The 15202-nt window shown below is 39.8% G+C and carries 11 protein-coding genes; 6 read left to right on the top strand and 5 right to left on the bottom strand.

The features are described from left to right. Positions 1–72: 72 nt before the first annotated feature. The 3 genes from aroA to gyrA all read right to left on the bottom strand — a co-directional run bounded on the left by aroA (position 73) and on the right by gyrA (position 5214). Entirely contained in the window at positions 73–1350 is a 1278-nt protein-coding gene (gene aroA, locus C7Y70_RS13495; protein WP_135475294.1) for a 3-phosphoshikimate 1-carboxyvinyltransferase, read from the bottom strand. Continuing rightward, positions 1350–2432, bottom strand: coding sequence for a 3-phosphoserine/phosphohydroxythreonine transaminase (gene serC / locus C7Y70_RS13490; protein WP_135475293.1), 1083 nt, complete (start codon positions 2430–2432; stop codon positions 1350–1352). The genes aroA and serC overlap by 1 nt, the downstream gene beginning before the upstream one ends. Before the next feature lie 85 nt (positions 2433–2517). Next, the gene (gene gyrA / locus C7Y70_RS13485) at positions 2518–5214 is read right to left on the bottom strand and encodes a DNA topoisomerase (ATP-hydrolyzing) subunit A (protein WP_135475292.1); all 2697 of its coding nucleotides are present in this window, start codon (positions 5212–5214) and stop codon (positions 2518–2520) included. A 188-nt stretch (positions 5215–5402) separates the two neighbouring features. Between gyrA and ubiG the strand changes: the two genes are divergently transcribed. The 5 genes from ubiG to yfaE all read left to right on the top strand — a co-directional run bounded on the left by ubiG (position 5403) and on the right by yfaE (position 10935). Beyond that, positions 5403–6113 carry a bifunctional 2-polyprenyl-6-hydroxyphenol methylase/3-demethylubiquinol 3-O-methyltransferase UbiG gene (gene ubiG / locus C7Y70_RS13480; RefSeq protein WP_135475291.1) on the top strand — a complete coding sequence of 237 codons (711 nt, stop codon included), beginning with the start codon at positions 5403–5405 and terminating at the stop codon, positions 6111–6113. After that, a complete protein-coding gene (locus tag C7Y70_RS13475) occupies positions 6113–6796 on the top strand; it encodes an HAD-IA family hydrolase (protein ID WP_135475290.1) in 684 nt (227 codons plus the stop codon). The genes ubiG and C7Y70_RS13475 overlap by 1 nt, the downstream gene beginning before the upstream one ends. Before the next feature lie 379 nt (positions 6797–7175). After that, positions 7176–9461 carry a class 1a ribonucleoside-diphosphate reductase subunit alpha gene (gene nrdA / locus C7Y70_RS13470; RefSeq protein ID WP_099295943.1) on the top strand — a complete coding sequence of 762 codons (2286 nt, stop codon included), beginning with the start codon at positions 7176–7178 and terminating at the stop codon, positions 9459–9461. Positions 9462–9532: 71 nt separating this feature from the next. Next, complete coding sequence (gene nrdB / locus C7Y70_RS13465; RefSeq protein WP_099295944.1) at positions 9533–10663, top strand: class Ia ribonucleoside-diphosphate reductase subunit beta; 1131 nt, start codon at positions 9533–9535, stop codon at positions 10661–10663. After that, complete coding sequence (yfaE, locus tag C7Y70_RS13460) at positions 10663–10935, top strand: class I ribonucleotide reductase maintenance protein YfaE (RefSeq protein ID WP_135475289.1); 273 nt, start codon at positions 10663–10665, stop codon at positions 10933–10935. The genes nrdB and yfaE overlap by 1 nt, the downstream gene beginning before the upstream one ends. Positions 10936–10960: 25 nt before the next feature. Here yfaE and C7Y70_RS13455 read toward each other — a convergent pair whose 3' ends face one another. Next, a complete protein-coding gene (locus tag C7Y70_RS13455; protein WP_135475288.1) occupies positions 10961–11983 on the bottom strand; it encodes a GGDEF domain-containing protein in 1023 nt (340 codons plus the stop codon). Between the two features lie 92 nt (positions 11984–12075). Beyond that, complete coding sequence (locus C7Y70_RS13450; protein WP_167850828.1) at positions 12076–12597, bottom strand: YaeQ family protein; 522 nt, start codon at positions 12595–12597, stop codon at positions 12076–12078. A 146-nt stretch (positions 12598–12743) separates the two neighbouring features. On the opposite strand from C7Y70_RS13450, the gene C7Y70_RS13445 reads away from it, so the two are divergent. Continuing rightward, positions 12744–15164: a TonB-dependent receptor gene (locus C7Y70_RS13445; RefSeq protein ID WP_135475287.1), complete on the top strand. Its 2421-nt coding sequence runs from the start codon at positions 12744–12746 to the stop codon at positions 15162–15164. Positions 15165–15202 lie beyond the last annotated feature (38 nt).

Below are 15202 nucleotides of genomic sequence, written 5' to 3'. Positions count from 1 at the left end.
GCCGTATTATACGCCAGATATTAAAATAGATCCGCTTTTTGTATGTAAGTTTTTATGTTTATTGATTTGAATCTATTCACTAACGCTTTCTAATACCTTGAAAAAGGTAGGAAACGTTTTATATGTGCACTTAGGATCATTAATGGTTATAGCTTTGCCGCCTACCGCAACCATTGCAAAACACATCGCAATTCGATGGTCGTCATAGGTGTCTACTGCTACATCATTAAAATGTTCAGGCGGAGTAATTTCAATAAAATCGTCGCCTTCAACTACATCAGCACCTACTTTACGAAGCTCTGTGGCCATGGCATGTAATCTATCTGTTTCTTTAACGCGCCAATTGTAAATATTGCGAATGGCCGTTGGTCCCTTTGCGAATAAAGCTACCGTCGCAAGGGTCATTGCAGCATCTGGAATTGCGTTAGCATCGATATCAACCCCATTTAGCTGTCCTTTACGAACAACTAAGCGCTCGTCATACCAATCAATTTTAGCACCTACCTGCTCCATCACTTTGGCAAAACCAATATCTCCTTGAACAGACTTAGCACCGACACCTTTTATTTCAATTTCACCGCCCGCTATTGCAGCGGCTGCAACAAAATAAGAAGCAGATGACGCATCTCCCTCTACCATAATACGTTCTAAAGCTTGATACTGCTGTGAACCTTTTACTTTGAATGTCTGATAATCATCATGGCTAACCTGTACACCAAAACGTGCCATAACATCTAATGTAATATCGATATAAGGCTTTGATACAAGAGTCCCTTTTATAGAGATTGTGGTATCCCCGTTAAACAAGGGTGCTGCCATTAAAAGTGCAGTTAAAAATTGGCTCGAGATACTGCCATCAATTTCAACTTGGCCGCCAGCTATTTCACCACCACAAATTTTCAGTGGTGGATAATCTTTGCTTTTTAAATAATTAACATTGCCGCCTAGCGATTGTAATGCATCAACTAAATGACCAATTGGGCGCTCTTCCATACGCGGCTCGCCAATTAACTCATACTCGCCCTTTACCGCTGCAAGTACTGCAGTTAAAGGTCTATATGCTGTTCCTGCGTTGCCTAAAAACAAAGGCTTTGACGGCGTTAAAAACGCCCCTCCAACACCATGTACCGTTGCCACTGTTTTATCTTCATTGAGTTCTACATCAACGCCTAATAGCTTTAGAGCGCCAAGCATGTGGCGAATGTCATCACTATCAAGTAAGTTTTCAACAACGGTAGTCCCTTTGGCAAGGGCAGCTAATAAAAGTATTCTATTAGATAAGCTTTTTGACCCTGGTAATGTAACACTGCCATTAACACATGAAATAGGCTCTAGACGAAGTTGTTCCATTAACTGTTCTCCTTCGCAAATTTAGCCATAAAGTCCACTAAGGCTTGAACCCCAGCAAGCGGCATTGCATTATAAATACTTGCACGCATCCCACCTACAATTCGGTGACCTTCAAGCGCAACTAAGCCAGCTGCTTTAGCCTGACTTAAAAACTGCTCATTTAAGCTTTCGTCATTTAGCCAAAACGGTACGTTCATACGAGAACGACAATGTTTAGCGACTTTATTAGTGTAAAAGGGTGACTCATCAATAAATCCATATAGCAGCTCTGCTTTTGCAATATTTTGCTGCTCCATCGCTTTCACCCCACCGTTTTGCTCAAGCCATTCAAATACTTCAGCGGCTAAGTACCATGCAAATGTTGGTGGCGTGTTGTACATGCTGCCTTGTTTAACTTCAAGGGCATAATCAAATACACCTGGCTTAGGGAGTCCTTGGCGTTCAAGTAGAGTTTTGCGAACTATAACAATGGCAAGCCCTGAAGGACCTATATTCTTTTGTGCACCGGCATAAATTAAATCAAACTGGTTAACATCAAATTCGCGAGACAATATAGTTGATGACATATCAGCAACAATAGGCGCGGTTGGATGACTTGGCACATCAAAGACTTCAATACCGTCAATCGTTTCATTAGGACAATAATGTATATAAGAAGGATCCGTTGGAAAGACCCACTCACTGACCGGTTTTATTGAAAACTGCTCGCTTGTATCATTACGTACATCAAGTTCACTAACTTGGGTAAATTTTACAGCTTCCGCTACAGCCCCTTTGGACCACACACCGTTTTCACAATAAATAGCGGCTTTGTCATCTAAGTGTAAGTTTAAAGGGACAGCGGCAAATTGACCTCGACCACCACCGTGCATAAATAGCACTTCAAACTCGTCGCTTATATTCATTAATCGGCGAAGGCTTGCTTCACATTTTTCAGTTAGTGCTAAAAATTCTTTACTTCGGTGACTTATTTCCATCACCGACACACCTAGATTTTGCCAATCAACAAATTCTTTTTGTGCTTTTTCCATCACAGCTGGCGGTAGCATTGCTGGACCCGCACAAAAATTATATATACTCATTACCTTTCCTCATTCCAGTAATTACTTTTTTATTTTCAATACAGCCATAAAAAAAGCGGCCAAAGCCGCTTTTTAAAAGTTAAAATTATTCTTCTGGTGGGTTATCACCAGCGTCATCATTAACTGTTTCGACAACTTCTTCGCTCTCGCCCTCGATAGCTATAAGCTCATCGATTTCGATCTCCTCGATACGTTGTAAACCAACTACTTGCTCTTCGTCAATAGTTCTTATCAAAATAACACCTTGGGTATTACGCCCAACGGTAGAAACTTCGTTTACACGTGTTCGAACAAGCGTACCACGATTAGAGATAATCATGATTTCGTCATTGTCATCAACTTGCACAGCACCGACAACTGCACCATTACGTTCGCTCACCTTAATCGATACAACACCTTGTGTTGCACGGCTCTTAGATGGGTAATCTTCAAGCTGGGTACGCTTGCCGTAACCGTTTTCAGTCACAGTTAAGATAGCACCATCCGTTTTTGGTACGATTAATGATACAACACGTTGTTCGTCAGCCATCTTAATACCACGAACACCTGTTGCGGTACGACCCATTGGACGCACACCTTTAAAGCGGATTTCTGGGTTACCATTTTCGTCAAGTACAGGGTTACCGTTTTCATCAACAACAGCTGATTCTTCAGCTTCTTTAAAGCGAACAACTTTACCAGCATCAGTGAAGAGCATGATCTCATTGCTACCATCTGTGATATCTACCCCAATGAGGCTATCGCCTTCATTTAGGTTTACAGCGATGATACCGCTTGCACGCTGACGACTGTATGCCGTAAGCGGAGTCTTCTTAACTGTACCAAATGCTGTCGCCATGAAGATGTATTTATCTTCTTCATACTCTCGTACCGGCAAGATAGCGGTAATACGCTCATCAGCTTCAAGTGGCAGTAAGTTAACAATTGGCTTACCACGTGCCGCACGACTCGCTAGCGGTAATTGATACACTTTAAGCCAGTATAAACGCCCTGCCGTTGAGAAGCACAAAATAGTATCGTGAGTATTCGCAACCAATAAACGTTCAATGAAATCTTCATCTTTCATCTTCGTCGCAGATTTACCCTTACCACCACGTCGCTGTGCTTCGTAATCTGATAATGGTTGATACTTCACATACCCTTCGTGCGACAAGGTTACTACAACATCTTCTTCGTTGATCAAGTCTTCAAGGCTAATATCGTGTGCTGCAGCGTTAATTTCTGTACGACGCTCATCACCGTATTGGTCTTTAATTTCAACCAACTCATCACGAATAACTTCCATTAAACGCTCAGGCGATGCCAAGATATGTAATAACTCAGCAATTAAATCTAATAACGTTTGGTATTCGTTTAAGATTTTTTCATGTTCAAGACCCGTTAGCTTGTGTAAGCGTAGATCTAGAATTGCTTGAGCTTGCTGCTCAGAAATATAATATTGGCCATCACGAATACCTAAATCGTCTGCTAACCAATCAGGGCGTGCAACATTCGCTTCACCTGCTTTTTCAAGCATCGACTTAACGTTACCCAATTCCCAAGGACGGGCTGTTAACGCCGCTTTCGCTTCAGCTGGTGTTGGTGATTTACGAATAAGCTCAATGATTGGGTCAATATTGGCAAGCGCGATAGCTAAACCTTCAAGCGTATGTGCGCGATCACGTGCTTTACGTAAATCAAACACGGTACGGCGAGTTACGACTTCACGACGGTGAATGATAAACGCTTCAAGCATTTCTTTTAGGTTGAAGCATTTAGGTTGGTTGTTAATCAAAGCAACCATATTCATACCAAACACAGTTTGTAATTGTGTTTGGGCATAAAGGTTATTCAGAATAACTTCGCCAACATCACCACGTTTGATCTCAATAACGATACGCATACCGTCTTTATCAGATTCATCACGTAATGCACTGATACCTTCGATTTTCTTATCTTTTACAAGTTCAGCGATTTTTTCAATCAAACGCGCTTTGTTTACTTGATAAGGAATCTCATGAACGATGATGGTCTCACGACCTGATTTTTCGTCCACTTCAATTTCAGCGCGGGCACGGATATACACTTTACCACGGCCAGTTAAATAAGCTTGTTCAATGCCTTTTTTACCGTTAATGATTGCCGCAGTTGGGAAATCAGGGCCAGGAATGTATTCAATGAGCTCATGAATAGTTAAATCTGGGTTTTGGATTAAAGCTAAACAGCCATTAACTACCTCAGATAAATTATGTGGCGGTATGTTTGTTGCCATACCAACCGCAATACCTGACGAGCCATTCACCAAAAGGTTAGGAACTTTTGTCGGTAACACGTCTGGGATTTGCTCAGTACCATCATAGTTAGGTACAAAATCAACCGTCTCTTTTTCAAGATCGGCTAATAATTCATGCGACATTTTTGCCATACGTACTTCGGTATAACGCATTGCAGCCGCAGAGTCACCATCAACAGAACCAAAGTTACCTTGGCCGTCTACTAACATGTAACGTAAAGAGAATGGCTGGGCCATACGGACTATGGTGTCATAAACCGCACTGTCGCCATGGGGATGGTATTTACCAATTACGTCACCGACAACACGTGCCGATTTTTTATATGGTTTATTCCAATCATTACTAAGCTCGTTCATTGCAAACAAAACGCGGCGGTGAACTGGTTTTAAACCATCACGCACGTCTGGCAATGCACGTCCAACAATTACGCTCATCGCGTAATCTAGGTAGGACGTTTTTAACTCGTCTTCAATATTGACTGGCAGAATTTCATTGGCGAGATCAGTCATTTGATATCACATTCCTTCAGTATTAACTCTTAACGTACCATTTTAATGGTCTTCAGAGTATTTGTTGTTATTAAACGTATTCTAATAGACCATGCTATCACAATTAATTTAGATTTACAGGCGCTAAATCTTTGCGATTTATTAATTTAGCCCTATATAATGGCCTCAGATTGACGAGGAAGTATTTTATGACCGAACATCAAAATGTAGATAGTGCAGAAATTGCAAAGTTTGAAGCCATTGCCGAAAGGTGGTGGGATTTAGAGGGTGAATTTAAGCCTCTTCACGAGATAAATCCATTAAGATTAGATTTTATCACCAACAAAACACAAGGCTTATTTGATAAGGAAGTGCTTGATGTGGGCTGTGGCGGCGGTATTTTAACCGAAAGTATGGCTCGAATGGGTGCCAAAGCAACAGGCATTGATATGGGCCAAGAGCCTCTTACAGTGGCAAAACTTCATAGTTTAGAAACGGGTGTGGATGTAGATTACATAAAAGTACCTGCAGAAGAGTATGCCCAAGCTAACCCTGCTCGCTTTGACGTAATTACCTGTATGGAAATGTTAGAACACGTACCCGACCCTGCTTCTATTATTCATGCGGTAGCTGCGCTTGCAAAACCTGGCGCAGACGTGTTTTTCTCGACCTTAAATAAAACCCCAAAAGCGTATTTATTTGCCATTATAGGCGCTGAAAAACTTCTAAAAATGGTACCTGAAGGCACGCATGATCATAAAAAGTTTATTAAACCGGCGCAACTGATTGCTTGGGCTGAACAAGCAGGTTTAAAAGTAAGAGCCAGTACTGGTCTTAACTATAATCCGTTATCTAAACAATACACACTCAATACAGACGTTAGTGTTAATTATATTCTCCATTTTGAGAAGCTCGCATAATGAGCAGTTCAAACAGTTTGATTCACGATATGGATTATGACGCCTTTATTTTTGACTTAGATGGTACGTTACTCGATACCGCCGACGATTTAGGCGCAGCACTAAACACCGTGTTAGTGTCGCATAACTTACCAACAGTAAGTGCTGATATATACCGCCCTGCCGCTTCTAACGGCGCAGTTGCGTTATTGCAAGCTGGCTTTGGTGATCTTTGGCTTAATCAAGAAGACCAAAACGCGCTTCGCCAACAACTACTCACCGCTTACAGTGATAACATCGCTGTTCATAGCCGCTGTTTTGATGGTGTTGCGCAACTATTATTGGCACTTGAAAAGAAAAACATAAAATGGGGGATAATGACTAACAAGCCCAGCTTCTTAACGATCCCACTGATCTCGCAGATCAAAACGCTACACAATGCACAAGCTGTTGTCAGTGGTGACACCCTTGAGGTAGCAAAACCCTCACCTTTACCTTTATTACACACAGCCGAATTATTAGCAGTAGATCCAAGGCGTTGTTTATATATAGGTGATGCCGAGCGTGATATTCAAGCTGCAAAGGCCGCAGGTATGCGCAGCGCGACAGCACTGTGGGGCTATGTACCTAGTGAGTCAGACGCATTAGATTGGAATGCTGATTTTAATTGGCAAAGTCCAATTGATGGATTTAACCACATATAGTGTATTATTTATATTAAAACACTATATATTGTGATTAGGCTAATTTTAACTCAAACTATGATGATAAAAAAAGCAGCCTAAATTTATTTTTAAAATGACTAAATTTAGTCGATCTTGAGTTGCTTTTTATAAATTTCATTTTAATCAAAAGGTCAAAGGTTAATGGCTACTAACACAATCGCGTTATCCCAAACTTATCCACAAAGGGGCCCGTTTATGCCCCTTGCAAATGATCGCAGACCACACTATCTTGTGATCTAGAATTTGAAGAGCACCAGATATTGTGGCTAAATGTTATTCAATTAAATTCGATTTTAACCCTAATAAATAGAATAATAATTTTCTAAGACTATATTTCCCAAGGAATACAGGCAAAACTATGAACCAACAGCTATCTGTAAGCAAACGTGACGGCCGTAAAGAGTCACTTGATTTAGATAAGATCCATCGCGTCATTGCTTGGGCCGCCGAAGGTCTGAATAATGTGTCTGTCTCGCAAGTTGAATTGAAATCTCACATTCAATTTTATGATGGTATTCGTACTGAAGACATTCACGAAACAATCATCAAAGCAGCTGCAGACCAAATTTCAAAAGACAGTCCTGATTATCAATACTTAGCGGCTCGTTTAGCTGTATTCCACCTACGTAAAAAAGCGTATGGTCAATTTGAGCCCCCTCGCCTTTATGACCAAATAACAAAACTAGTAGAAGATAAACGTTACGATGCACATCTGCTAGTCGACTACACGGAACAAGAAATTGATGAGCTTGATAACTACCTTGATCATAGCCGAGACCTAAACTTCAGTTATGCTGCTGTAAAACAGCTTGAAGGTAAGTATTTAGTTCAAAACCGTGTAACTGGTGAAATCTACGAAAGTGCACAGTTTTTATATATCCTTGTGGCTGCAAGCTTGTTCTCAGATTACCCTAAAGAAACGCGTTTAGATTACGTTAAACGCTTTTATGACGCCGTATCGCAATTTAAAATTTCTTTGCCTACACCTATTATGGCAGGTGTGCGTACACCAACACGTCAGTTTAGCTCGTGCGTGTTAATTGAGTGTGGCGATAGCCTTGATTCAATCAATGCAACATCTTCTGCCATTGTTAAGTACGTTTCTCAACGTGCTGGTATTGGTATTAATGCCGGTCGTATCCGCGCATTGGGAAGCCCTATTCGCAATGGCGAAGCGTATCACACAGGATGTATCCCATTTTATAAACACTTCCAAACAGCTGTTAAAAGTTGTTCACAAGGCGGTGTTCGTGGTGGCGCAGCAACGTTATTCTACCCACTATGGCATTTAGAAGTTGAAAACTTACTCGTGCTTAAAAATAACCGTGGTGTTGATGACAACCGTGTTCGTCACTTAGATTATGGTGTGCAATTTAATAAGTTAATGTATTCGCGTTTAATAAAAGACGACTACATTACATTATTTAGCCCATCAGATGTACCAGGTCTATACGATGCTTTCTTTGAAGATCAAGATGAATTTGATAAATTATATGTTCAGTATGAGCAAGACGAATCAATTCGTAAAAAGCGTATTAAAGCAATTGAGCTGTTTTCTATGTTTGCACAAGAGCGTGCAAGCACAGGCCGCATTTATTTACAAAATGTAGATCACTGTAATACTCACAGCCCGTTTATTTCAAAAGTTGCACCAATCCGTCAATCTAACTTATGTTTAGAAATTGCATTGCCAACTAAGCCATTGAATAACGTAAATGATGAAGAAGGCGAAATCGCTTTATGTACATTATCAGCGTTTAACTTAGGGGCAATTAAGTCACTTGATGAGTTAGAAGAGCTTGCTGAGCTAGCCGTACGTGCACTTGATAACTTACTTGATTTCCAAGACTACCCAGTTCCAGCAGCTAAAAATGCAACCATGGGACGTCGAACGCTTGGTATAGGTGTTATCAACTACGCATACTACCTAGCTAAAAATGGTAAGCGTTATTCTGATGGCAGCGCAAATGCACTGACCCACAAGACATTTGAAGCAATTCAGTATTACCTTATGAAGGCATCAAATGAATTAGCAAAAGAACGCGGTGCTTGCCCTAAGTTCAATGAAACAACATATTCTCAAGGCATAATGCCAACAGATACATACAAAACTGACCTTGATAAGATTTGTGATGAACCACTTCACTTGGATTGGGATACATTGCGTGCAAGCATTAAAGAGCACGGTATGCGTAACTCAACATTATCAGCATTGATGCCATCAGAGACATCATCGCAGATTTCAAATGCAACAAACGGTATTGAACCACCTCGTGGCCACATCAGCGTTAAAGCCAGTAAAGATGGTATCTTGAAACAGGTTGTTCCTGAGTATGACCGTCTTAAAGACAGCTATGAGTTGTTATGGGATATCCCATCGAACCAAGGTTATTTGCAATTAGTGGGTATTATGCAAAAGTTTGTTGATCAAACGATCTCTGCTAACACTAATTATGATCCAAACAAGTTCGAAGGCGGTAAAGTACCTATGAAGGTGTTACTGCAAGACTTACTTGCAGCTTATAAGCTGGGTGTTAAAACCTTGTATTACCATAATACTCGCGATGGCGCGTCAGATTCACAAGATGATACAGCTGTTCAGCCGGAAGATGATGATTGCGCAGGCGGCGCATGTAAAATTTAAGCACTGTTTTTAAAATATATTCATAGCGGGCTTTGTGCCCGCTTTGCCCTGTTAGTTTTTTGAGTGATCCTATGTCTTATACTACTTTTAGCCGAAACCATAATAACCAATTACAAGAACCGATGTTTTTCGGCCAAACAGTGAACGTTTCTCGTTATGACCAACAAAAATACCCGATTTTTGAAAAATTAATCGAAAAACAATTGTCTTTCTTTTGGCGCCCGGAAGAAGTCGATGTTAGTAAAGACCGCCTAGATTTCCAAGCACTGCCAGAGCATGAAAAACATATATTTTTGAGCAATCTTAAGTACCAAACACTGCTTGATAGTGTTCAGGGTCGCTCACCAAATGTTGCTTTGCTTCCAATTGTCTCAATCCCAGAGCTTGAAACGTGGATTGAAACGTGGGCATTCAGTGAAACTATTCACAGTCGCTCATACACACACATTATCCGTAATGTTACTCAGTCACCAGAACTGATTTTTGATGATATTGTAAGTAACGACAAAATCAGTGAACGAGCTGATGCCGTGACTAAATATTACGATGAGCTGATCAATAAAGTAGCCATCTACAATTTATATGGTGAAGGTAAACATGAGCTTAACGGTGAGACCGTTAATATTAGCTTGTTTGAATTAAAAAAATTACTTTATCTGGCCATGATGTCTGTAAATATCCTAGAAGCAATTCGCTTTTATGTTAGTTTCGCATGTTCTTTTGCATTTGCAGAGCGTGAGCTTATGGAAGGCAACGCAAAAATCATTAAACTCATTGCCCGTGATGAAGCACTTCACTTATCAGGTACTCAGCATATTTTAAATATTATGCAAGATGGCAAAGATGACCCAGAGATGGCTATTGTTGCAGCGCAGTGTAAAGACGAAGCGATTAAAATGTTCGTTGATGCTGCAGAGCAAGAAAAAGAATGGGCAGAATATTTATTCAAAGATGGTTCAATGATTGGCCTAAATAAAGATATTCTTTGTCAATATGTTGAATACATTACAAATGCACGTATGAGTGCAGTAGGACTTCCTACCCAGTTTGAAAATAATAGTAACCCAATTCCATGGATAAGCTCTTGGTTGGTATCAGATAACGTACAAGTAGCCCCGCAAGAAGCTGAGATTAGCTCATACCTTGTGGGCCAAATTGACTCGCAAGTTGATGCCTCTGACTTTGGTGATTTTGATCTGTAATGTCTGATAGTAAAACTGTAAGGATCACCCTTACAGATAGTGGCCAGGATCTAAACTTTGATTCTGGCTGCCCTTCTCTTTTGGCTTGTCTTGAACACAACAAACTAACGGTTTCATATCAATGTCGTGAAGGATATTGTGGTGCGTGTAGAGTCAAGTTAACCAAAGGCAGCATCATATATAATCAAGAGCCTCTGGCGTTCGTTCGAGAAGGCGAAGTACTGCTGTGTTGTTGTAAACCTGATGGTGACGTGTCTATAACTTTAGATTAGTCACTAGATGGCAAAAACCTGCACGTTACACACCACATACTTTATTTTTACCACTGGTCTTTGCTAAATAGAGGTTTTCATCAGCCTGTTTTATTGCTGAATCAATGCTGTCACTGTGACTTATTTCACTCACACCAACGCTAACAAATAAAGTAAAGCTCTGCTCATTTATATGAACGGGATGTCTTAATAAGTCTTGCTGAATTTGCTTTGCTAACACAATTGCATCATCAGCTTTTGTTTGCGGTAATACACATAAAAACTCTTCACCCCCCCAGCGGCAAAAAATGTCGTTTTCTGTAGAAAAACGCCTGAAGGTATCTGCTAAATGAATGAGCGCACAATCGCCTACTTGATGGCCAAATTGATCATTAATTTTTTTAAAGTCATCTACATCAATAATCATAATAGACAGTGATGTATTTGATTTATCACTCAACGATTTTTCATCGTATAAACGTTCAACGGTATATCGTCTATTCGGTAAATTAGTTAACGGATCGGTTGTGGCTAATATTTCATTGTTCTTGGCTAATTGAATTAATTTTTGGCTATAGCTTTCACGAAAATATTCATAGAAGCCACTTAACAATGCAACAATAATAAACGATAAAACAATGCGTAATAGCAAATGCTCTGAGTCATAGACATGGCCATCGAAGTACTCCGCGAAAACAAACGTAATAATAACAGCAAAAATAAAAAGCGAAATATCGACAATGCCTTTGCGTAAACCACGAATGAAGAATGTAACAGGTGAGACAATATAGATCCAAATAGGCCCCGTGCCGTGACTGCCTCCTGTAAAAACCAAAAACAACATTAATGCATAAAGTGTATATAAAACAACCCAACCCCCAACATAATCTTGGCGCTTAATAAAACAAGGTGAGATAAACAACATTGAAGATGTTAATAAGGCAATGAATAACAGCGTGTCATTATCGGCAAAAGCGAAGCAAGCCATAATAAGTGTGGTAATTGAGCCAATAAATGCGAACGAGCGAACTATCAGCTTTCGTTCATTTTTGTCTGAATAATTTATCATTTATTAATTTTGCTATCCTCAGAATCACGCCTTCAAGTTTTAATATTATTTCTTGTGTAAACTATAGACAATTAATTACCATCAATGACGATTTAATGCCAGTTAAATTGCTTGGTGTAGTAGTAATTAGCTTGATCACTAATGCTGACACTATGGTGGTCAATAGTGATATCCCACTCTAGGTTACGTGTTAAATGCTGTTTGATTTGATCAATAAACTGACTATCAATTTCAATCAAGTGATTATTTGGCAAGCGTGATAACTGTGGCCTTGCCTGATCTAACCATTGACTGTGTGCCTTCGTTAAAATAATAAATTCATCAACAAGTTTTGCGACCTTAAGTAGGCGTTTTAAATCAGGCTCATCCACACTTAACCATTTAGTGTAGTGTTCATCAAAGGCTTTGATAGACACATCAGGCAAATTTTTGTCCGTGTTTAGTTGCGCTGAACTGTCGTATGACAAAAAACTGTAACCCAATAGCTTTAGAATAAAATGATCAAGCGTTTCGTTTTTTGTCAGTGATGTGGTAAACACTTCTTTGTGGTTACGTTGCTGGCGTAGATCAGCAATGGTAAAACGAGCTTTAAAAATTCGGCTTTTGTCAGTCATTTTCATGACTCCGGCGATAAACGAATAATAAGTATAGTTGAGAATATATAAACTGGCACATTAAAGTTATGGTATAACATTATTGAAAACTGCATGCGATGATGTTACATTATATCACAACATATAAATCAACTGATGTAGTCATTATGAACCGTTATTCACTGCTTTCTGGCGCAATTATTACTGCGCTGAGCTCTTATTCTTCACATGCTGCTATTATAAATGGTCACGTTGTTGACACTAATAATCAACCAATTGCCAACGCTGATGTTCATATTCATGGCAAAGCACAATCAATAAAAACTGATTCAAATGGTAAGTTTAGTATCGATATTGATGCAAAAAGCCAGTTACACATAAGTAAAAATAATTTTATTGATGCACGCCTTGCTGTCGATGAAGATAGTCAAAAAATCAATGTTACGTTAACCCCTACCTCAGTAGAAACGGTTGTTGTGTATGCTTCTGCTCTTCACAAAAATAGCCTTGAAATGATTTCACCTGTGAATGTTTTAGCCGGTGATGAACTAAAAAACAAAGCAAAGCCGACTTTAGGCGAAACACTCAAAGGCTTACCTGGTGTTAATGCAAGCTACTTTGGACCTGTTTCATCAAGCCCAATTATTCGTGGTTTAGATGGACCGCGCGTTAAAATTACACAAAATGGTTTAGACAGCAGCGATGCTTCTCGTATCGGCCCAGATCACGCTACATCAAACGATAGCCTGTCGGCAGAACAAATCGAAGTACTTAGAGGACCGGCTACCCTTTTATATGGCTCAGGCGCAATAGGTGGTGTCGTGAATGTGGTCGATAATAGGATCCCTACAGATAACATCGATCAATTTACAGGTGCTGTGCAATACAACCATGACTCTGTTTCGAATGCTAATACATATGCAGCAAAGTTAGAAACTGGTCATGAAAACTTTAACTTTCACTTTGATGGCACAAAAAGAATGGGGGATGATTACCAAACACCTCGATTTGAGCTACCAGAAGAAGGCCATGAAGAGCATCATGAGCATGAAGAACATGAAGAACATGAAGAACATGCTCATGAAACAGCAACATCTGTTGAAAATACTTTTATTGATAGTCAAACCGTTAACTTTGGTACTAGCTATGTAGGTGAGCATTTCACTGTGGGTATGTCATATGGTCGAATTGAAACAGATTATGGTATACCAGCACATGAGCATCATGGCCATGAGCATGAACATGAACATGAAAATGAGGAAAGTGAAGAAGAATCAGTTTACGCGCGCGTTGAACAAGATCGCTGGCAAGGCCTAATGAGTTATGCACTTCATAATAACTGGATTGAAACCATAAACCTTCGTTTAGGCTACACAGATTATAGCCATGCCGAAATCGAAGATGGTACGATTGGTACCATCTTTAGTAATGAAACCACTGAAGCACGCTTTAATATTGAACATAAGCTTGGCAACTGGCACGGTATAGCTGGCTACCACTTTAGTGAGTCTGACTATGATGCCAATGGTGAAGAAGCTTTCACCCCTGCAAGTAAAACAACTACCAATGCCCTATTTATTCTTGAAGAACAAATGATTGGTGATGTCACTGTAGAATTAGGCGCTCGTGTAGAAGATTATAATATTGATAGTAATATTACATCTCATGACCACGACCACGATGAAGGTGAAGGTGAAGAACACCATGATGAAATGGAAGAAGATCATGATGAAGTAACTGCCTATAGCAAAAGCTTTACTAACTTAAGTGCCTCTGCTGGTGCTATTTGGCAATACACACCGGGCCAAAGTGTTTCCTTAAGTATTTCACATTCACAGCGAGCACCACTTTCGGCTGAGTTACTTTCTAATGGGCTTCACATTGCAACTGGCACCTACGAGCTTGGCTTAGGCTATGTAATAGAGGATGGCGAAGCACATTTTGAGCCTGAAGATATTAAGCAAGAAACAGCCAACAATTTTGATTTGAGCTTTAGGCAATTCAGTGGTGACTTTGGTTATACCGTTAACTTTTTTTACAATGATATTAAAAACTTTTACTATCAAAAAAATACAGGTTTAACCTTCGACGAAGAACATGGCTTTGAAGAAGCCCAAACAGATCACGAGCACGAAGATGCACTTGCTGTTTATCAATTTGTTAGTCAAGATGCTGAACTTTATGGTGTTGAGTTTGACGCCCATTATCAAGTTAACAGCAATGCCATGGTAAAGGTATTTGGTGATTCAACAACCGCTAAGCTCAAAGATGAGAATTTACCTCGTATACCTGCAAATAAGCTTGGCTCTGAGTTGCAATATACACTTAATGATTGGCAGTTCACACTAACAGGCACTCATTACTTTGAACAAAATGATATTACTCAGTATGAGACTAAAACACATAGCTACTCGCTCTTTGATGCACAAGCTAACTACCAACTGAGTGTTGGGCAAATAGATACACAGCTTTATATTAACGTTGATAACATCACCGATGAACTTGGCTTTGTGCACAGTTCATTTATTAAAGAAAAAGCGCCGTTACCAGGTCGTAACTTTAGTATTGGTGTACGCGGTTACTTTTAACCCACTTTACGATTAACTCAGTTTTGGGTTAATCAAAA

Source organism: Pseudoalteromonas sp. KS88, from assembly GCF_004766475.1.
In the GTDB taxonomy this organism is placed as follows: domain Bacteria; phylum Pseudomonadota; class Gammaproteobacteria; order Enterobacterales; family Alteromonadaceae; genus Pseudoalteromonas.
This window is presented reverse-complemented; position numbering and strand designations above follow the sequence as displayed.